Genomic DNA, 18,100 nt, shown 5'->3' with positions numbered 1-18,100 from the left:
GCTGTACGCGCTACAGCTTCTCGATCACGTAGTCGACGCACTTCGTCAGCGCCTCGACGTCCGCCGGGTCGATCGCCGGGAACATGGCGACGCGGAGCTGGTTGCGGCCGAGCTTGCGGTAGGGCTCCGTGTCGACGATGCCGTTGGCGCGCAGCACCTTGGCGACGGCGGCCGCGTCGATCTCGTCGGCGAAGTCGATCGTGCCGATGACCTGGGAGCGCTTGGCCGGGTCGGAGACGAACGGGGTGGCGTACTTCGACTCCTCCGCCCAGGTGTACAGCCGGGTCGAGGAGTCCTTCGTGCGGCCGGTGGAGAAGGCGAGGCCGCCCTGGCCGTTCAGCCACTCCAGCTGCTGGTTGAGCAGGAAGAGGGTGGCGAGGGCCGGGGTGTTGTACGTCTGGTTCTTGCGGGAGTTGTCGATCGCCGTGGGAAGCGAGAAGAACTCCGGCACGTGGCGGCCGGACGCGTGGACGCGCTCGGCGCGCTCGATCGCGGCCGGGGAGAAGACGCCGATCCACAGGCCGCCGTCGGAGGCGAAGGACTTCTGCGGGGCGAAGTAGTAGACGTCGGCCTCGGCGATGTCGACCGGGAGGCCGCCGGCGCCGGAGGTGGCGTCCACGAGGACCAGCGCGCCCTCGTCGGCGCCCGCGACCCGCTTGATCGGCATGGCGACACCGGTCGAGGTCTCGTTGTGGGTGAACGCGTAGACGTCGACGCCGGCCTCGGCCTGCGGCTCCGGGTGGGTGCCCGGGTCGGAGGCGATGACGGTGGGCTCGGCCAGCCAGGGGGCGAGCTTGGCGGCCTTGGCGAACTTCGACGAGAACTCGCCGAAATTGAGGTGCTGCGACTTGTTGTCGATCAGACCGTGGGTGGCGACGTCCCAGAAGGCGGTGGATCCGCCGTTGCCGAGGATGACCTCGTAGCCGTCCGGGAGGGAGAACAGGGAGCTGATGCCCTCACGGACCTGGCCGACCAGGTTCTTGACCGGGGCCTGGCGGTGGGAGGTCCCGAGGAGGGACGTACCGGTGGCGGCCAGCGCGTCCAGCGCCTCCACCCGGACCTTGGAGGGACCCGCGCCGAACCGACCGTCCGCGGGCTTGATGTCAGCAGGAATCTGGATGTCAGCCACGAGCCGGAGGGTATCCCTTCGCTGAAACGGGACGGAAACGTGTCCGTCCGATGAGACGAGATCGCCAAGCCGTGGACTTGTGAGGTTGTACGACGATATTGGCCCGGCTGTGGAAAAGTCTCGGTGACTGAGTGTGATCGGATGCATCCTGGACGCATGACGGAACTGGCGGCGGAATTGCGGAGTGCCGTCCGGGGCGACGTCGGCTTCGATGTCACGTCCCGGGCGCTGGTCACGATGGACGCGTCCAACTACCGGCGGGTGCCGGTGGGGGTGGTGGCGCCCAGAGACGCCGACGATGTGGCGGCCGCGCTGGAGGTGTGCCGGTCACGCGGAGTGCCGGTGGTCGCGCGCGGCGGGGGCACGTCGATCGCCGGGCAGGCGACGGGCACGGGTGTGGTGCTGGACTTCACCCGCCATATGAACCGACTGGTCGATCTCGACCCGATCGGATGTACGGCCGTGGTCCAGCCGGGCCTGGTCCTGGACCGCCTCCAGGAGGCCGCCGCCCCGCACGGCCTGCGCTTCGGCCCGGACCCCTCCACCCACGGCCGCTGCACGCTCGGCGGCATGATCGGCAACAACTCCTGCGGATCGCACAGCGTGGCCTGGGGGACGACCGCGGACAGTGTGCGCGAGCTGGACGTGATCACCGTGAGCGGACGGCGGCTGCGGCTGGGGCAGGGCTGGTCGGGCGCCCCGGACGGCCTGCGTGCCCTCGTGGACGGGGAACTCGCCCGGCTGCGCACCGGCTTCCCTGACCTGCCCCGCCGTATCTCCGGGTACGCGCTGGACGCGCTGCTGCCCGAGAGGGGCGCGGACGTGGCCCGCTCCTTCTGCGGGAGCGAGGGCACGCTCGGGATCCTCACGGAGGCGACCGTCCGCCTGGTCGCGTCACCGCGCGCGCGTGCGCTGGCCGTGCTGGGGTACGCCGACGAGAGCGCGGCCGCGGAGGCGGCGGCCGGTCTGCTGGCCTTCGGCCCGCTGACGGTGGAGGGCATGGCCGCCGACCTGGTGCGGTCCCCGGCCGGACTGCCGCGCGGCGGGGCCTGGCTGTTCGTCGAGACGGGCGGGGAGACGGGGGAAGAGGCACGCGCGCGTGCGGAGACGATCGTCCGCGCGGCCGACGCGCTGGACACGACGGTGATCACCGACCCGGCGGAGCAACGGGCCCTGTGGCGCATCCGCGAGGACGCGGCCGGTACGGCGACACGCATGCCGGACGGCTCCGAGGCCTGGCCGGGCTGGGAGGACTGCGCGGTACCGCCGGCCCGGCTGGGCGCGTACCTCCGGGACTTCAGAAGCCTGCTGTCCGCCCACGGCCTGCGAGGCACCCCGTACGGCCACTTCGGCGACGGCTGCATCCACGTCCGTATCGACTTCGACCTGCTCGGCGAGGAGGGCGTGGCCTGCTTCCGCCGCTTCTCGGAGGAGCTGGCCGGGGTGGTGGTGGCGCATGGCGGCTCCCTCTCCGGGGAGCACGGGGACGGCCTGGCGAGGGCGGAGCTGCTGCCCAGGATGTACGGCACGGAGATGGTGGCGCTGTTCGAGCGGGCGAAGGGGGTGTGGGACCCCGACGATCTCCTCAACCCCGGCGTCCTGGTCAGGCCGGCCCCCCTGGACGCGAACCTCCGTTTCTCCGTCCTCCCCCGCGAATCGGTGGACGTGGCCTTCGGCTACCCGTCCGACGGCGGCGACTTCTCGGCGGCGGTCCGCCGCTGCGTGGGCGTGGCGAAATGCCGTACGACCGAGGTCTCCGGCCCGTCCGTCATGTGCCCGTCCTTCCGGGCGACGGGCGAGGAGGAGCACTCGACGCGGGGCCGGGCCCGGCTGCTGCACGAGATGCTGGCGGGTGAGGTGGTGACGGACGGCTGGCGTTCGACGGAGGTCAGAGACGCCCTCGACCTCTGCCTGTCCTGCAAGGGGTGCCGCTCGGACTGCCCGGTGGGGGTGGACATGGCGACGTACAAGGCGGAGTTCCTGCACCACCACTACGCGGGCCGGCGCCGCCCGGCCGCCCACTACAGCATGGGCCGGCTGCCGGTGTGGCTGCGCCTGGTGGCCCGCACCCGTACGGCGGCGGTCGTCAACGCGCTGGCTTCCGTACGACCGCTGGCGGCACTGGCGAAACGCCTGGGCGGGATCGCGCCCGAGCGGAGGATCCCGCGCCTCGCGAGGGAACCCTTCAGCCGGTGGGAGCGGCGACGGCAGCGGAAGCGGCTGGGGGAGTGGGTGACGGCCGCGCAGGCGGGACGCCGACCGGACCTCCCGGCGCAGACGGCCTTCCTCTGGCCGGACACCTTCACGGAGTACCTGTCACCGTCCGTGGGGCGGGCGGCCGTACGGGTGCTGGAGGCGGCGGGAGTGGCCGTGCTGGAGCTGCCTGCGCGGCGGTGGAAGGCACGTCGATCGAACGACGGCGGGCTGGAAGGCTACGGCATGTCCGTCCTGAACCCTCGCCGGCCCCGCGCCTGCTGCGGCCTCACATACCTTTCGACGGGCCAACTGGACCGCGCCAGAGCGGTGTTGCGCCAGACGCTGGACCTGCTGGAGCCGTTCCTCCTGCTGGGCTCGGACCTGGACGTGGAGCCAGAGTCGGACCCGGACCCGGACCCGGCCCCGGAGCTGGAGTCGGACGAAGAGTTCCGGTACCCGCCGCCGTTCGTCGTCCTGGAGCCCAGCTGTGCCGCCGCCCTCCGGTCCGACCTGCCGGAGCTGCTCCCCGACGACCCCCGAGCGGCCCGTCTCGCCGCGAGGGTGCTCACCTTCGCGGAGGCTCTGGAGCGCCTGGCCCCCGACTGGACCCCGCCCCGCCTGGACCGCCCGGTCACGGGGCAGACCCACTGCCACCAGCACGCGGTACTCGGCGACGCCCCGGACCGCCGCCTCCGCGAGGCCGCCGCCCTCACCGGGGACCTCGTCGGCGGCTGCTGCGGCCTGGCGGGCAACTTCGGCTTCGAGAAGGGCCACTTCGAGGTGTCGAGAGCTTGCGCGGAGGAACAGTTGCTGCCCGCGGTGAGGGAGGCGGACCCGGGCACGGTGGTCCTGGCGGACGGCTTCTCCTGCCGGACCCAGCTGGAGCAGCTGGCGGGGGTGCGGGGAAGACACCTGGCGGAAGTGCTGGCGGAGGCCCTGGAGAGCTAGGGACTAGAGAGCCAGGGCACGGTAGCGGGCCAGGGCCTCGCGGGCGTCCGGGACGAAGGAGTCCCGGGCGGCCAGGCCGGACAGTTCGGCGGGCGTCACCCAGGCGTGCCAGGCGACCTCCGAGGGATCGGGCCGGACCGGTCCCGTGACGACGACCTCGTGCAGGCCCAGCCAGTAGGGGGAGATCACGCCCTCGCACAGGAACTTGAGCAGGAAGCGGGGCCGGGCCACGACCCCCAGCTCCTCGGCCAACTCCCGTGCGACCGCGGCCTCGTACGACTCGCCCGCGGCGACGGCTCCGCCGAGCATCCAGTTGAACTGCCCGGGGAAGAGAGGAATGGTGTCGGCCCTGCGGTGCACGAGGAACCGCCCGTCGGCATCCCGGCACACGGTCGTCGCGATCCGATGCAGCAGTCGGCACCGGATCGCCGCGCCCCGCTCCACCACGCCCACCACTCGGTCCCGCTCGTCCACCTGATCGACCAGTTCACCCAGTTCGCCCAGCTCACTCGGTTCGCTCATGGCGACACGATGGCAGGAGGTGCCGTGGTAGGGAGGGGAGATGATCGGTCGGCTGCCTCTGGATGACCAACTCGACGCCCTGCGTGGTGTGTTGAGCCGTAACGACGTCCTCGTGGAGGTGCTGGAGCGGAGTGCGGCGCTCGGGCTGCCCGGGTGGTACGTGACGGCGGGGTGCCTGTTCCAGACCGTGTGGAACGTGGTCACGGGGAGACCGCCTGCCAACGGCATCAAGGACTACGACCTCTTCTACTTCGACGGTGACGACCTGTCCTGGGAGGCGGAGGACCGGGTGATCCGGCGCGGGCGGGAGGCGTTCGCCGGGGTGCCGGCCGAGGTCGAGGTGCGGAACGAGGCCCGGGTGCACCTCTGGTACGCGGAGAAGTTCGGGGTGCCCTGTCCGCCGTACGGGTCGACCGAGGCCGCGATCGACAGCTTCGCGGCGACCACCTGCTGCCTGGGCGTCCGGCTGGAGGAGGGCGGCCGATGGCGGGTGTACGCCCCGCACGGGCTGTCGGACGTGTTCAACCTCGTCGTCCGGCCCAATCCGGTGCTCGCCCCGCGGTCCGTCTACGAGGAGAAGACGGCCCGCTGGCGCGCGTGGTGGCCCGAGCTGACCGTGCTGGAGTGGCCGTGAGCGACACGCCCTCCGCGCTGTGCGGAAACGGGTGGGGAGCACCGCGCGTCTGTTGTTCTTGATCGCATCATCGGTCCGAGAACCCGAGGAGCCCCCGCGCATGACCGCAGACCTCCGCCACCGCCTCCACCTCCGCCTCCAGCCCGTGTCCCGTGCCGAGCACCTCGCCTTCGTCGGCTCCCGTTCCTCCGCCAGCCATATGCAGCTGCCGTCCTGGGGAGACGTGAAGCCCGACTGGGAGGCGGAGAGTCTGGGGTGGTTCGACGGGGAGGGGCGGATGGTCGGGGCCGGGCTGGTGCTGTTGCGGCCGTTGCCCAAGGTGAAGCGCTATCTGGCCTATCTGCCCGAGGGGCCCGTCATCGACTGGCACGACCCCGACCTGGACCGCTGGCTCGATCCGCTGCTGGCGTATCTGAAGGAGCGCGGGGCGTTCTCCGTGAAGATGGGGCCGCCCGTCGTCGTACGACGGTGGAGCGCGGAGGCGGTCAAGGCGGCGATCGCCGATCCGGCGGCCCGGCGGCTGCGGGACGCCGAACCGACCTCGTACGAACCCCACGCCCTCGACCTCGCCGAACGGCTGCGCCGGACGGGCTGGCGGCAGGCGGAGGCGGGCGGCGAGGAGGGGTTCGCGGTGGGCCAGCCCCGGTACGTGTTCCAGGTGCCGTTCGCCGGGCGGTCGTTGGACGACGTCCAGCGCGGGCTCAACCAGCAGTGGCGGCGCAATGTGAAGAAGGCGGAGAAGGCGGGCGTCAAGGTGGTCCGCGGCGGGTACGAGGACCTGCCCGCCTTCTACACCCTGTACGCGGAGACCGCCGAGCGCGACCGTTTCATCGCACGTCCCCTCTCCTACTTCCAGCGCATGTGGACCGCGCTGACCGCCGAGCACCCCGACCGTATGCGCCTCTACCTCGCCCACCACGAGGGCGATGTCCTCGCCGCCGCGACCATGATCACCGTCGGTGCGCACGTCTGGTACTCCTACGGCGCCTCCACCGGCCACAAGCGCGAGGTCCAGCCGAACAACGCCATGCAGTGGCGGATGATGTGCGACGCCCACGAGCTCGGCGCCGCCGTCTACGACTTCCGGGGCATCACCGACACGCTGGAGGAGTCCAACCACCTGCTGGGGCTGCTCCGTTTCAAGGTGGGCGCCGGCGGGGAGGCCGTGGAGTACCTGGGCGAGTGGGACTTTCCGCTCAACAAGCTGCTCCACAAGGCGTTCGACGTGTACATGGCCCGCCGCTGACCCACGTTCGGGCCGGCCGGAGCGTTCAGCTTCCTCAGTCTCATAAGGAGACTCTCAGGTTCGTAAGAGAACTCTCAGGTTCGGGGTCGTTATACAGCTGTTACCCAGGTATTCACAGCGCCTGTTTGCCTTTCGAAAGCCGACTTTGCCGTTCCTTGAGGTCTGGGCCGTGTAAGTTCATCGGTGTCGGGCGGCGGGGATTGCCGAGGATGACGATCCGAAATCCCCGTACAACAGCCCAAGAGAATTCTCGCACCACTTGCACTATTGCACTTCGAAACTCTCAAGGAGTCGGAATGAGCTTCAAGAAGCTGGCCCCGCTGCCCCCCAAGCCGAAGAAGCAGGTCCCCCCGCCGCCGCTGCCGAAGCCCAAGAAGAAGGCTCCGAAGCCGGCCCCCAAGCCGATCCCCGGCGACCAGGACAACTGAGTCAGCCATAAAAAGGACCGACGGTTCGCCGTCGGTCCTTTTTCGCTCCTGAATTTCCGTGATTCCAGTGTCGGAGAGTGGAGGTATGTGAAATGCGCGTGAAGGAGAGTGAGGGCGCAGAATACGAGTACGAAGTCGACGACTCGGAATACGAGGACGACGACGATGACGACGAGTACACGCCCACCATCCCGTCCCGCACCGCCTTCCGCCGCTTCTGGCCGCTGACCAAGGGGCTGCGCGGCTGGCTGGTGATCGTCTGGGTGTGCACGGTGATCGCCGCGCTCGCCGAGACCGAGGCCATCCTCCTCTTCAGCGACCTCACCGACCACGCCCTGCAGAAGGGCTCCCTCAGCGCCTTCTGGAGCCCGGCCGGCAAATGGCTGGGCATCGCGATCGTCGGCGCGATCGTCGCGTACGCCGGCAACTCCCTTGCCGCCTGGGTCACCGAACGCTTCGTCATGCGGCTGCGCGAACACATCTTCGACCATGTCCAGCAGCTGCCCCCGCACTTCTTCCAGCGCCACCGCCAGGGCGACCTGCTCTCCCGTCTGACCAGCGACGTCGAGGCCATCGAGACCATGGTCGTCTCCGGGCTCATCGGCGCCGCGTCGGCCCTGTTCAGCGCCCTGTTCTACGCGGCCGCCGCGTTCTGGCTGCGCTGGGACCTGGCCGCCGCCACCTTCGTCCTCGCCCCGCTGTTCTGGCTGGCCGCCCGCCGTTTCTCCGGCTCCATCAAGGACGTGTCACGGGACGGCCGGGTCGCCGACGGCGCGATCACGTCCGTGGTCGAGGAGTCGCTCGGCAACATCGTGCTGACGCAGGCGTACGGCCGCCGCGACGCCGAGCGCCGCCGTCTGAACGAGGAGGCCAACGCCTGGTTCCGCGCCTCCGTCCGCTCCACCCGCCTCAACGAGGCCTACGGACAGCTCGTCGCGGTCATCGAGACCGTCTGCGTCCTCGCGGTCATCGGCATCGGCGCCTGGGAGATCTCCACCGGCCGCATGACCCTCGGCCAGCTCCTCGCCTTCTCCGCCTTCCTCGGCTACCTCTACCCGCCGGTGCGCGGCCTCGCCCAGCTCGGGCTCACGATCACCGCCGCGACGGCGGGCGCGGAGCGGCTGATCGAGATCCTGGACGTGGAGCCGTCGGTCACCGACCCCCGGCGCGGCTCCGGCACCGACGCCGGCCGCCCCGACGGCACGGTCGAGCTCCGCGACGTCGGCTTCCGCTACCCCGGCGCGGACAAGACCGCGCTGGAGGGACTCTCCTTCAGCGTCAGCCCCGGCGAACTCGTGATCATCACCGGCCCCAGCGGCGCGGGCAAGTCCACCGTCTCCAAGATGCTGCTCCGCTTCTACGACCCGGACAGCGGCGAGGTCCTCCTCGACGGCGTCCCGATCCGCGACTTCCCGCTCGACCGCTTGCGCGAGTACATCACCCTTCTCCCGCAGGAGACCCTGGTCCTGCACGACACCGTCCGCGCCAACATCGCCTGCGGCCGTCCCGGCGCCAGCGACCAGGCCATCGAGGACGCGGCGAAGGCCGCCGACGCACATGACTTCATCATGAAGCTCCCCGAGGCCTACGACACGAGGGTCGACCCCAACTCGGCCCGTCTCTCCGGCGGCCAGCTCCAGCGCCTCGCCATCGCCCGCGCGATCCTGCGCGACGCCCCCGTCCTCGTCCTCGACGAGCCGACCACCGGCCTGGACGCGATGGCCGCCCGCCGGGTCGTCAAGCCGCTGCGCCGCCTGATGACCGGCCGTACGACCATCATGATCACCCACGACCTCAACCTCGCCCCCGACGCCGACCGCATCCTCGTCGTCGACCGAGGCCGCATCGTCGAGACCGGCCGCCACGACGAACTCCTCGCCCGCGGCGGCGCCTACTCCCGGCTCCACCGCTCCCAGAACAACGCGATCATGGACACCGGCGAACTGCGCCTGCCGCTGTTCGTCGAACAGGGAGCACCGGCGGAAGCGGCGGCACAGGCTCCGTACGCGGCGACCGCGGCGCAGGCTCCGTACGCGGCGGCCGCGGCTCAGGGCGCCGGCGGCGGGTACGCCTACCAGCAGCCGTACGGGAACGTGTACGACTACGACTACGACGCGTACGCGGCCGCCGGGCTATGGCCCCAGCCCATGTACCAGGCACCCATGGAATCGGCGATGCCCATGGAGGCGGTACCCATGGAGGCGGCCCATATGGACGCCGGATACGGCGCAACCGTCCCGACCACCCTCTCCGACGGCCGCCCACTGTTCCGCGACGAGGAACCCTGGCCGGGCATCTGAGCGGCCCCGGCCCGGCATCCGGGCCGCCCTCCGCGCCTGAGACCCTTCCACCACCCGCCCACGGCCGAGCGGCCGGCGGGTGCCTCACCCGGTGGCCGGCTCGCGCGGCGACGCCGCGTCAACGGCTCTCTCGTTCCGCTGGTCGTCATCACCGCGGTTCTCGGGGGACTGTTGGGTGGCAGCCCCGCCCCGACGGGGCCCGCCAGAACGAGAGAGTGAGAAACGAGTGGGCAAGAGCGGATTCGGCATACCGCCGAAAGCATCACCGGACGTCATCGCCGCACGAAATGTACTGGCTGACAAGGTATGCCGGGAACTGGAGCGGGGCGGGCTTCCCGTCCATCGGGGCGATGTCGAAGGCGACTCGTCACACGAGGCATCCGGCACGTGCGTGCACGTCGACCCGTCCATCAGCGGTGGCGTCTTCGCCGAATGGTGCACGGGTGAAGATCTGAGAGACGCTGCTGTGGAGATTCTCGAAAGGGGCGACTTCTCAAGCATCCCTCCGGCGCTCCGGCATCACGAAACCGTCGTCCAGTGCATGGCCGCGGCTCTCGCGGGAATTCTGGCCTCGGCGGGATTCGAGGTCCAGGAGGCCGATCCGCACACACATGGGAGAGCGGTCCTCGTCAAGGGCATCCACGCATAATGCGCCCCTGATTTCCGGCGTCAGGTTGCCGAAGCCGAGACCTCACGGCTTCGGCAGCCTGGCCCGCGACCGTGTTCGGCGTACCGGGCTGTTGTGTGATGGCGTCTGCGCCGGGCTTGGCTTCCTGAGGTCAGCACGCGCATCAGCTCCTGGCCGGACGTGGTCGGTGCGCCGTACGACGTCACCTCCACCGCGTCCTCGGACGGGTTCTGCACCGGTACCAACGGCTGTGACTCCCTCCTGACCTGTGACTTCCCGGACACCGCACTCGCCGACTGCGTGGGCGACACCTCGGTGGACGCCACAGCCAAGGCACGAGGCACCACGGTCGCAGGCCTGGGCAAGGACGTCCTGCGGGCGAACAAGACTGAGAACTGCGCGCTGATGACGTCTGTACGACTACGACGACCAGGTCCGTACCGTGACCCCGCAGAACCCCAGCGCCGGACCGCGCGCCGACCTGATGCGGTACATCCTGGAGAACCGGTAGCCGATGCGTATCCGAATCAGCGCCTACGAGGGGCCGCTCACCGTGCAGTTCGAGCCTTCGGGCATGGAGTACGAACTGTCCTTGGGAGACCACCTCGACGTCCTTTTCCCGCCCGCGCCCGATGACCAGGTCGGTGGCCATGTCGCGTACGTGCCGGGCATGGCGACCGTGTTCGCCTCCTCGGACGCACCAGGGTTCACCCGGGCCTGGAACGCGAACGGCGAGGAGGTGACCACCTGACGTCGCCGCTCGTCCCGGAATCACCGGAATGTGGGCCGGGCCCTCAACCCCTGCGTCCCGGGGCCCCGGCGCTTGATGTGGCTCGCATCTCACCATCCAGGACAGTCCCATAAGGGGTTCGCACGCCTGTCTCAGTCCATTACCCTGGACTGAGAAGTGCATCGTAATGAACAACGAATCCCCTGGACCGCCCGTGACCACCCCCAGCACCTCACAGCCGACGTCGACGTCCATACCGGCCCCGGTGTCCGTGCCCGCCGCCACCGGCATCGCGGGCCGGTTCGGCTCGCTCGGGCCCGTCGGGCTGGTGCTGGCCGGCGGGATCTCCGTGCAGTTCGGTGGCGCCCTCGCCGTCACCCTGATGCCCAGGGCGGGCGCGCTCGGCGTGGTGACCCTGCGGCTCCTCGCGGCCGCGGTGATCCTGCTCGTCGTCTGCCGGCCGCGGCTGCGCGGCCACTCCCGCACCGACTGGGGCACGGTGATCGTCTTCGGCATCACCATGGGCGCGATGAACGGCCTCTTCTACGAGGCCGTCGACCGCATCCCGCTGGGCCTCGCCGTCACCCTCGAAGTGCTCGGACCGCTCGCCCTGTCCGTGCTGGCCTCCCGGCGCCTGATCAACACCCTCTGGGCGGGACTCGCGCTGGGCGGTGTCTTCCTGCTCGGCGGGGGAGGCTTCAGTGATCTCGACCCCATAGGTGTCGCCCTCGCCCTGGGCGCCGGCGCCATGTGGGCTACCTACATCATCTTCAGCGCCCGTACCGGCCGCCGTTTCCCGCAGGCCGACGGTCTGGCGCTGGCCATGGCGGTCGCGGCCCTGCTGTTCCTGCCGCTGGGCATCGCCGAGGCGGGCACCAGGCTCCTGGACCCGACCACCCTCGCCCTGGGCTCGGCGATCGCGGTCCTCTCCTCCGTCCTGCCCTACACCCTCGAACTCCTCGCCCTGCGCCGCCTCCCCGCCCACACCTTCGCCGTCCTCATGAGCCTGGAACCGGCCATCGCCGCCACCGCCGGCTTCCTCATCCTCGACCAGGCCCTCACGGCCACCGAAGCGGCCGCCATCGCCCTCGTGATCGCGGCGAGCATCGGCGCCGTCCGCACCCAGGTGGGCCGCGGCCGCAGGGCGGCCAGTGGCTCGCAGCCGGATCCGGCGGGCGGCTCCCGGCCGGAGCCGGTGACCGGCCCTCAGCCGGAGGGGAACGGCAGCGCGTCCTGATAGCCGTTCAGCGGCCGCTGGATCTTCTTCACGGTCTCGGCGTCCAGCGCGACCGGCGCCGACTTCGTGCCCAGCCTCCCGCCGGGATGCCAGTTCCCCGTGACCGACACCCAGGTGTTGGCGGGCGGGATGCTGCTGCCGTAGATCCGCACCTTCACGGACTGAGCGTCGGCCGCGCAGCACGAGATGATGATCCGGGTCAGATCCCAGCTCCCGCCCCCCGCGACGGGCGTGACCAGCCCGCTCATCTGCACGGTCCGCCCCTTGATGGCCAGCGAACGGTCCTGTTGCACGCGGGTGGTGAAGTCCGTGAGCGTGATGGGCAGGGGTGAGGTCCCGGGCAGCGGATCGAAGCTGTCCTGCTCCGCCACCACCTTGGCGGGCTGCCGGGCGGCGGTGTACGCGCCGAGCGCCGGCGGGGCGTAGAAGAGCAGGCTCAGCGCGGGGAACAGCAGCAGCCAGGCGACACGGGGGACGGCCGAGTGGTCGTGACCGTGGTGCTGCCCGTCGTTGTCATGTGGTCCGGCGCCATGTGGTTGGCCCCCATGCTTCCCGTGTCCCTTCCTTCCCTCCCGCGCCGCCGCCTCCACGATGCCCAGCACCAGCAGCACGAACCCGGACACGATCAGCAGCGGACGCATCCCGGGCTTGACGTAGCGCAGGCACAGGTCGGTGAAGAGGGAGGCGTGCAGCAGGCCCAGGCCGCTGAGGACCAGCAGGGTCACCTGAAGCGGACGTCTCACAGCAGCACCCCTCCGACCACCACACTGCACAGGACCGCGACGACCGTCGTGGCGGCCGAGAAGCGCGCGGCGAAGGCCCGGCCGAAGGTGCCCGCCTGCAACGCGATCAGCTTGAGGTCGACCATGGGGCCGACCACCATGAACGCCAGCCGGGCGGTGGGGGAGAACCCCGTGAGCGAGGACGCCACGAACGCGTCCGCCTCCGAACACACCGCCAGGATGATCGCCAGCGCGGCCAGGAACAGCACCGACAGCCACGGCGAACCGGAGAAGGTGTCGAGCACCGAGCGCGGTACGGCCACGTTGAAGGTGGCCGCGGCCATCGCGCCGACCACCAGGAAACCGCCCGCCTGCAGGAAGTCGTGCTGGAAGGCGCGCCGGAACTCCGTCCAGCGGCTGTGCCCCGGCTGGTGCCCGGTGTGCCGTACGGCGGGCCGCAGCCACTCCTCCCGGCCCAGCCAGAGCCACAGCCAGCCCATCACGGCGGCGGTGACCAGCGAGGCGAGCAGCCGGGCCAGCACCATCAGGGGGCTGCCCGGGAAGGCGATGGCGGTGGCGGTCAGGACGACCGGGTTGATGGCGGGCGCGGAGAGCAGGAACGCGAACGCGGCGGCCGGCGCGACCCCGCGCCCGATCAGGCTGTTCGCCACCGGCACCGACGCGCACTCGCACCCCGGCAGCACCACCCCGGCGATCCCGGCGACCGGCACGGCCAGCGCGGGCCGCTTCGGCAGCAGCCGGGTGAACACCCGCTCCGGCACGAACGCGTTGATCGCCCCCGACAGCGCCGTACCGAGCAGCAGAAACGGTGTCGCCTGCACGGCCACGGCCAGACACACCGTCTGCCAGGCCTGCAGCGCGGCCTTGCTCACGCCCTGGCCGAGGAGGAAGAGGGCGGTGCCGGGCAGCACGGCGGCGGCCACCAGGAGCAGCGGCCAGAGGCGGGGGAGTCCACGCGCGGGTGCGTCGTCGACCGTCGTGGCCACCGCGTAACCGCCTGCCGGGGGCTCTACGACGACCGTCGCCTCCGGCCCCATGGCGAGTTCGTCAGTCCTCCGCACGCCCCGCACGCCTCACACATCACTCCATCGCCGGATGTTCGCATCGAACATAGGGCATGGGGACAGCGGTGGAACGGCGGGCCGCCCCAAGGATTGCCCCAGGGTCGCCCCAGATGTCCCCAAGGAGCCCCAAGCAGGGCAGATCCCGGGGCGGGCCGGCGGGGCAAATTCATGCAAGCACGCTTGATTGTTTCTGTCGCCGCTGCCATGCTCCTCCCCATGTCCGACCCGACGCCCGTCATCGACGACCTGCGTGAGGAGAGCGCGGAACTCGACCGGCTCGTAGCCGAGTTGGGAACCGAGCAGTGGGCTCTCGCCACCCCCGCGCCCCGCTGGACCGTCGCCCACCAGATCGCCCACCTCGCCTGGACCGACCACTCCTCGCTGCTGGCCGTGACCGACCGGGACGCCTTCGCCCGCGAGGTCGAGAAGGCGCTGACCGCGCCCGGGGACTTCGTGGACAACGGGGCGGAGGACGGCGCCGCCAAGCCCCCCGCACAGTTGCTCGCGGACTGGCGGGCCGGGCGCGACGCCCTGGCGGAGGCGCTGCGCGCGGCGCCCGAGCGGGCGCGTTTCCCCTGGTACGGCCCGCCCATGTCGGTCGCCTCCATGGCCACCGCCCGGCTGATGGAGACCTGGGCGCACGGCCTGGACATCGCGGACGCGCTGGGCGTGACCCGCACCCCCACCGACCGGCTCCGGCACATCGTCCGGCTCGGCGTCCGCACCCGCGACTTCGCCTTCGGCGTGCACGGACTGCCCGTGCCGTTCGAGGAGTTCCGCGTCGAACTGACCGCCCCGTCCGGCGAGCCGTGGACCTACGGTCCCGAGGACGCCGACGACCGTGTCACCGGCCCCGCCCTCGACTTCTGCCTCCTGGTCACCCAGCGCGCCCACCGCGCCGACCTCGCCCTTCGCGCCGAGGGCCCCGAAGCCGACCGCTGGCTGGACATCGCCCAGGCCTTCGCGGGCCCGCCCGGCCCCGGCCGCACCCCGAAGGGCGGCCCCGAGTGACCCTGCGCATAGGCAACGCCTCCGGCTTCTACGGCGACCGCTTCGACGCGCTGCGCGAGATGCTCGACGGCGGCGAACTCGACGTCCTCACCGGCGACTACCTCGCCGAGCTGACCATGCTCATCCTGGGCCGCGACCGCCTCAAGGACCCCGGCGCCGGATACGCCCGCACCTTCCTGCGCCAGCTGGAGGACTGCCTGGGCCTGGCCCACGAGCGGGGCGTGCGGATCGTCACCAACGCGGGCGGCCTCAACCCCGCCGGACTCGCCGACGCCGTACGGAAGCTGGCCGACCGGCTCGGCATCCCTGTGCGCGTCGCACATGTGGAGGGCGACGACCTCACCGCGGCCCACCCCGGCAGCCTCGCCGCCCACGCCTACCTCGGCGGGTTCGGGATCGCCGAGTGCCTGCGGGCCGGCGCCGACATCGTGGTCACCGGCCGGGTCACCGACGCGGCCCTGGTCACCGGGCCGGCCGCCGCCCACTTCGGCTGGCGGCCCGGGGAGTACGACCGGCTCGCGGGTGCCGTGGTCGCCGGCCACGTCCTGGAGTGCGGGACCCAGGCCACCGGCGGCAACTACGCCTTCTTCGCCGAAGCGGAGGCCGCCGGCCGGGACATGCGGCGCCCCGGCTTCCCGCTCGCCGAACTCCACGAGGACGGCAGCTGCGTCATCACCAAGCATCCCGGCACCGGCGGTCTCGTCGACGTCGGCACGGTGACCGCCCAGCTCCTGTACGAGACCGGCGGCGCCCGGTACGCCGGACCCGATGTCACCGCCCGCCTGGACAGCGTCCGGCTGAGCCAGGACGGCCCCGACCGGGTGCGGATCGAGGGGGTACGCGGCGAGGCACCGCCCCCGACCCTCAAGGTCGGCCGCAACAAGCTCGGCGGCTTCCGCAACGAGGTCGTCTTCGTGCTCACCGGGCTCGACATCGAGGCGAAGGCCGCGCTCGTGCGGGAACAGATGGGCGAGGCGTTCACCAAGGCGCCCCCGTCGGAGATCCGCTGGGAACTCGTCCGCACCGACCGCCCCGACGCGGACACCGAGGAGACGGCCAGCGCGCTGCTCCGCCTCGTCGTACGGGACCGTGACCAGGAGGCCGTGGGCCGGGCGCTGAGCGGAGCCGCCGTGGAACTGGCGCTCGCCGGCTACCCCGGCTTCCATGTGCTCGCACCACCTGGGAAGGGCTCGCCCTATGGGGTCTTCGAGGATGTCTACGTCCCTCAGGAGGAGGTGCCCCATGTGGCCGTCCTCCACGACGGGCGACGGATCCCTGTGGCACCGGCCCAGGACACCCTCGTACTCCAGGATCCGCCCGCACCACCCCTGCCCGAGCCGCTCCCCGTGGGCCCCACCCGACGGGCGCCCCTCGGACTCGTCGCCGGGGCGCGCAGCGGCGACAAGGGCGGCAACGCCAACGTCGGCGTCTGGGTGCGGTCGGAGGAGGCCTGGCGGTGGCTGGCGCACACCCTCACCGTCGACACGTTCCGCCACCTCATCCCCGAGAGCCGCGAGCTGACGGTCACCCGGCACCTCCTCCCGAACCTGCGCGCCCTCAACTTCACCGTCGAGGGCATCCTCGGCCGGGGCGTGGCAGCCCAGCACCGTTTCGACCCCCAGGCCAAGGCCCTCGGCGAATGGCTCCGCTCCCGCCACCTGGACATCCCGGAGGCCCTGCTGTGACGGTCATCGAGACCACGCTCGACACCCGCGCCCCCGACTACCGGGCGAACCGCGACGCCATGCTCGCCAAGCTCACCGACCTGGAGACCGAGCACGCCAAGGCCCTCGCGGGCGGCGGCGCGAAGTACGTCGAACGGCACCGGAAGCGCGGCAAGCTCCTCGCCCGCGAGCGCATCGAACTCCTCCTCGACCCCGACACCCCCTTCCTGGAGCTGTCGCCGCTCGCGGCCTGGGGCAGCGACTACGCCGTCGGCGCCTCGCTCGTCACCGGGATCGGGACCGTCGAGGGCGTCGAGTGCCTGATCACCGCCAACGACCCGACCGTGCGCGGCGGCGCCAGCAACCCCTGGTCGCTGAAGAAGGCCCTGCGCGCCAACGACATCGCCCTCGCCAACCGGCTGCCCTGCATCAGCCTGGTCGAGTCCGGCGGCGCCGACCTGCCCTCGCAGAAGGAGATCTTCATCCCCGGCGGGGCCATCTTCCGCGACCTGACCCGCCTCTCGGCCGCCGGAATCCCCACCATCGCCGTCGTCTTCGGCAACTCCACGGCCGGCGGCGCCTACATCCCCGGCATGTCCGACCACGTGATCATGGTCAAGGAGCGCGCCAAGGTCTTCCTCGGCGGACCGCCCCTGGTGAAGATGGCGACCGGCGAGGAGAGCGACGACGAGTCCCTGGGCGGTGCGGAGATGCACGCGCGCGTGTCGGGTCTCGCCGACTACTTCGCCGTCGACGAACCGGACGCGCTGCGGCAGGCCCGGCGAGTGGTCGCCCGCCTCAACCACCGCAAGGCACACCCGGATCCGGGCCCGGCCGAACCGCCCAAGTACCCCGCCGACGAACTGCTGGGCATCGTCCCCGGCGACCTCAAGATCCCCTTCGACCCGCGCGAGGTCGTCGCCCGGCTCGTCGACGCCTCCGACTTCGACGAGTTCAAACCGCTGTACGGCAGCAGCCTCGCCACCGGCTGGGCGAGCCTGCACGGCTACCCGGTCGGCATCCTGGCGAACGCCCAGGGCGTCCTTTTCTCCGAGGAGTCCCAGAAAGCCGCCCAGTTCATCCAGCTCGCCAACCAGCGCGACATCCCGCTCCTCTTCCTCCACAACACCACCGGCTACATGGTCGGCAAGGAGTACGAACAGGGCGGGATCATCAAGCACGGCGCGATGATGATCAACGCGGTCAGCAACAGCCGCGTACCGCACCTCTCCGTCCTCATGGGCGCCTCCTACGGCGCCGGCCACTACGGCATGTGCGGGCGCGCCTACGACCCCCGTTTCCTGTTCGCCTGGCCCAGCGCCAAGTCGGCCGTCATGGGCCCGCAGCAGCTCGCCGGCGTCCTCTCGATCGTCGCCCGCCAGTCGGCCGCCGCGAAGGGGCTGCCGTACGACGAGGAGGGCGACGCCGCCCTGCGCGCCATGGTCGAGCAGCAGATCGAGTCCGAGTCGCTGCCGATGTTCCTGTCCGGGCGGCTGTACGACGACGGCGTCATCGACCCGCGCGACACCCGCACCGTCCTCGGCCTGTGCCTGTCCGCCCTCCACACCGCCCCCTACGAGGGCGCGCGGGGCGGCTTCGGCGTCTTCCGGATGTGAGGCT

15 protein-coding genes are annotated in these 18,100 nt (G+C 71.2%); 11 read left to right on the top strand and 4 right to left on the bottom strand.

The features are described 5' to 3' along the window. Window positions 1-10: 10 nt before the first annotated feature. Window positions 11-1,129 (bottom strand): phosphoserine transaminase, encoded by a 1,119-nt coding sequence (gene serC, locus AB0D85_RS25585; RefSeq protein WP_362324401.1) that lies wholly within the window; start codon window positions 1,127-1,129, stop codon window positions 11-13. Between the two features lie 156 nt (window positions 1,130-1,285). Between serC and AB0D85_RS25580 the strand changes: the two genes are divergently transcribed. After that, on the top strand, window positions 1,286-4,273 hold the full coding sequence (locus tag AB0D85_RS25580) for an FAD-binding and (Fe-S)-binding domain-containing protein (protein ID WP_362324398.1): 2,988 nt from the start codon (window positions 1,286-1,288) through the stop codon (window positions 4,271-4,273). A 3-nt stretch (window positions 4,274-4,276) separates the two neighbouring features. On the opposite strand, the gene AB0D85_RS25575 is transcribed toward AB0D85_RS25580, so the two are convergent. Then, window positions 4,277-4,768 carry an NUDIX domain-containing protein gene (locus tag AB0D85_RS25575; RefSeq protein WP_362325042.1) on the bottom strand — a complete coding sequence of 164 codons (492 nt, stop codon included), beginning with the start codon at window positions 4,766-4,768 and terminating at the stop codon, window positions 4,277-4,279. A gap of 67 nt (window positions 4,769-4,835) precedes the next feature. Between AB0D85_RS25575 and AB0D85_RS25570 the strand changes: the two genes are divergently transcribed. The 7 genes from AB0D85_RS25570 to AB0D85_RS25540 all read left to right on the top strand — a co-directional run bounded on the left by AB0D85_RS25570 (window position 4,836) and on the right by AB0D85_RS25540 (window position 11,998). Further along, complete coding sequence (locus AB0D85_RS25570; RefSeq protein ID WP_362324395.1) at window positions 4,836-5,429, top strand: nucleotidyltransferase family protein; 594 nt, start codon at window positions 4,836-4,838, stop codon at window positions 5,427-5,429. 100 nt (window positions 5,430-5,529) lie between these two features. Beyond that, the gene (locus AB0D85_RS25565) at window positions 5,530-6,675 is read left to right on the top strand and encodes a peptidoglycan bridge formation glycyltransferase FemA/FemB family protein (RefSeq protein ID WP_362324392.1); all 1,146 of its coding nucleotides are present in this window, start codon (window positions 5,530-5,532) and stop codon (window positions 6,673-6,675) included. Between the two features lie 296 nt (window positions 6,676-6,971). Next, the gene (locus AB0D85_RS25560; protein ID WP_362324388.1) at window positions 6,972-7,103 is read left to right on the top strand and encodes a hypothetical protein; all 132 of its coding nucleotides are present in this window, start codon (window positions 6,972-6,974) and stop codon (window positions 7,101-7,103) included. A 92-nt stretch (window positions 7,104-7,195) separates the two neighbouring features. Further along, on the top strand, window positions 7,196-9,403 hold the full coding sequence (locus tag AB0D85_RS25555) for an ABC transporter ATP-binding protein (protein WP_362324385.1): 2,208 nt from the start codon (window positions 7,196-7,198) through the stop codon (window positions 9,401-9,403). 226 nt (window positions 9,404-9,629) lie between these two features. After that, entirely contained in the window at window positions 9,630-10,052 is a 423-nt protein-coding gene (locus tag AB0D85_RS25550) for a hypothetical protein (RefSeq protein ID WP_362324382.1), read from the top strand. 493 nt (window positions 10,053-10,545) lie between these two features. Further along, window positions 10,546-10,782, top strand: a complete 237-nt coding sequence (locus tag AB0D85_RS25545) for a hypothetical protein (RefSeq protein WP_362324379.1) — start codon at window positions 10,546-10,548, stop codon at window positions 10,780-10,782. Between the two features lie 193 nt (window positions 10,783-10,975). Continuing rightward, on the top strand, window positions 10,976-11,998 hold the full coding sequence (locus AB0D85_RS25540) for an EamA family transporter (RefSeq protein ID WP_362324376.1): 1,023 nt from the start codon (window positions 10,976-10,978) through the stop codon (window positions 11,996-11,998). Here AB0D85_RS25540 and AB0D85_RS25535 read toward each other — a convergent pair. Further along, window positions 11,968-12,741, bottom strand: a complete 774-nt coding sequence (locus tag AB0D85_RS25535) for a TIGR03943 family protein (protein WP_362324373.1) — start codon at window positions 12,739-12,741, stop codon at window positions 11,968-11,970. The genes AB0D85_RS25540 and AB0D85_RS25535 overlap by 31 nt on opposite strands. Beyond that, on the bottom strand, window positions 12,738-13,802 hold the full coding sequence (locus tag AB0D85_RS25530; RefSeq protein ID WP_362324370.1) for a permease: 1,065 nt from the start codon (window positions 13,800-13,802) through the stop codon (window positions 12,738-12,740). The genes AB0D85_RS25535 and AB0D85_RS25530 overlap by 4 nt, the downstream gene beginning before the upstream one ends. 219 nt (window positions 13,803-14,021) lie before the next feature. Here AB0D85_RS25530 and AB0D85_RS25525 point away from each other — a divergent pair, with 219 nt between their 5' ends. The 3 genes from AB0D85_RS25525 to AB0D85_RS25515 are packed head-to-tail and all read left to right on the top strand — an operon-like array spanning window position 14,022 to window position 18,096. After that, window positions 14,022-14,816, top strand: a complete 795-nt coding sequence (locus tag AB0D85_RS25525; RefSeq protein ID WP_362324367.1) for a TIGR03084 family metal-binding protein — start codon at window positions 14,022-14,024, stop codon at window positions 14,814-14,816. Continuing rightward, on the top strand, window positions 14,813-16,501 hold the full coding sequence (locus tag AB0D85_RS25520) for an acyclic terpene utilization AtuA family protein (protein WP_362324364.1): 1,689 nt from the start codon (window positions 14,813-14,815) through the stop codon (window positions 16,499-16,501). The genes AB0D85_RS25525 and AB0D85_RS25520 overlap by 4 nt, the downstream gene beginning before the upstream one ends. After that, complete coding sequence (locus AB0D85_RS25515) at window positions 16,498-18,096, top strand: carboxyl transferase domain-containing protein (RefSeq protein ID WP_362324361.1); 1,599 nt, start codon at window positions 16,498-16,500, stop codon at window positions 18,094-18,096. The genes AB0D85_RS25520 and AB0D85_RS25515 overlap by 4 nt, the downstream gene beginning before the upstream one ends. The last annotated feature ends 4 nt before the right edge of the window (window positions 18,097-18,100 follow it).

This window comes from Streptomyces sp. NPDC048277 (assembly GCF_040652235.1).
Lineage (GTDB): Bacteria > Actinomycetota > Actinomycetes > Streptomycetales > Streptomycetaceae > Streptomyces.
Note: the sequence above shows the minus strand (reverse complement) of the source record. Positions and strands in the feature narration are given on the sequence as shown.

Bases quoted from the DNA above. Each gene is read 5' to 3' on its own strand.
- AB0D85_RS25580 (WP_362324398.1), top strand. From the start codon at position 1,286: ATGACGGAACTGGCGGCGGAATTGCGGAGTGCCGTCCGGGGCGACGTC.
- AB0D85_RS25570 (WP_362324395.1), top strand. From the start codon at position 4,836: ATGATCGGTCGGCTGCCTCTGGATGACCAACTCGACGCCCTGCGTGGT.
- AB0D85_RS25565 (WP_362324392.1), top strand. From the start codon at position 5,530: ATGACCGCAGACCTCCGCCACCGCCTCCACCTCCGCCTCCAGCCCGTG.
- AB0D85_RS25560 (WP_362324388.1), top strand. From the start codon at position 6,972: ATGAGCTTCAAGAAGCTGGCCCCGCTGCCCCCCAAGCCGAAGAAGCAG.
- AB0D85_RS25555 (WP_362324385.1), top strand. From the start codon at position 7,196: ATGCGCGTGAAGGAGAGTGAGGGCGCAGAATACGAGTACGAAGTCGAC.
- AB0D85_RS25545 (WP_362324379.1), top strand. From the start codon at position 10,546: ATGCGTATCCGAATCAGCGCCTACGAGGGGCCGCTCACCGTGCAGTTC.
- AB0D85_RS25525 (WP_362324367.1), top strand. From the start codon at position 14,022: ATGTCCGACCCGACGCCCGTCATCGACGACCTGCGTGAGGAGAGCGCG.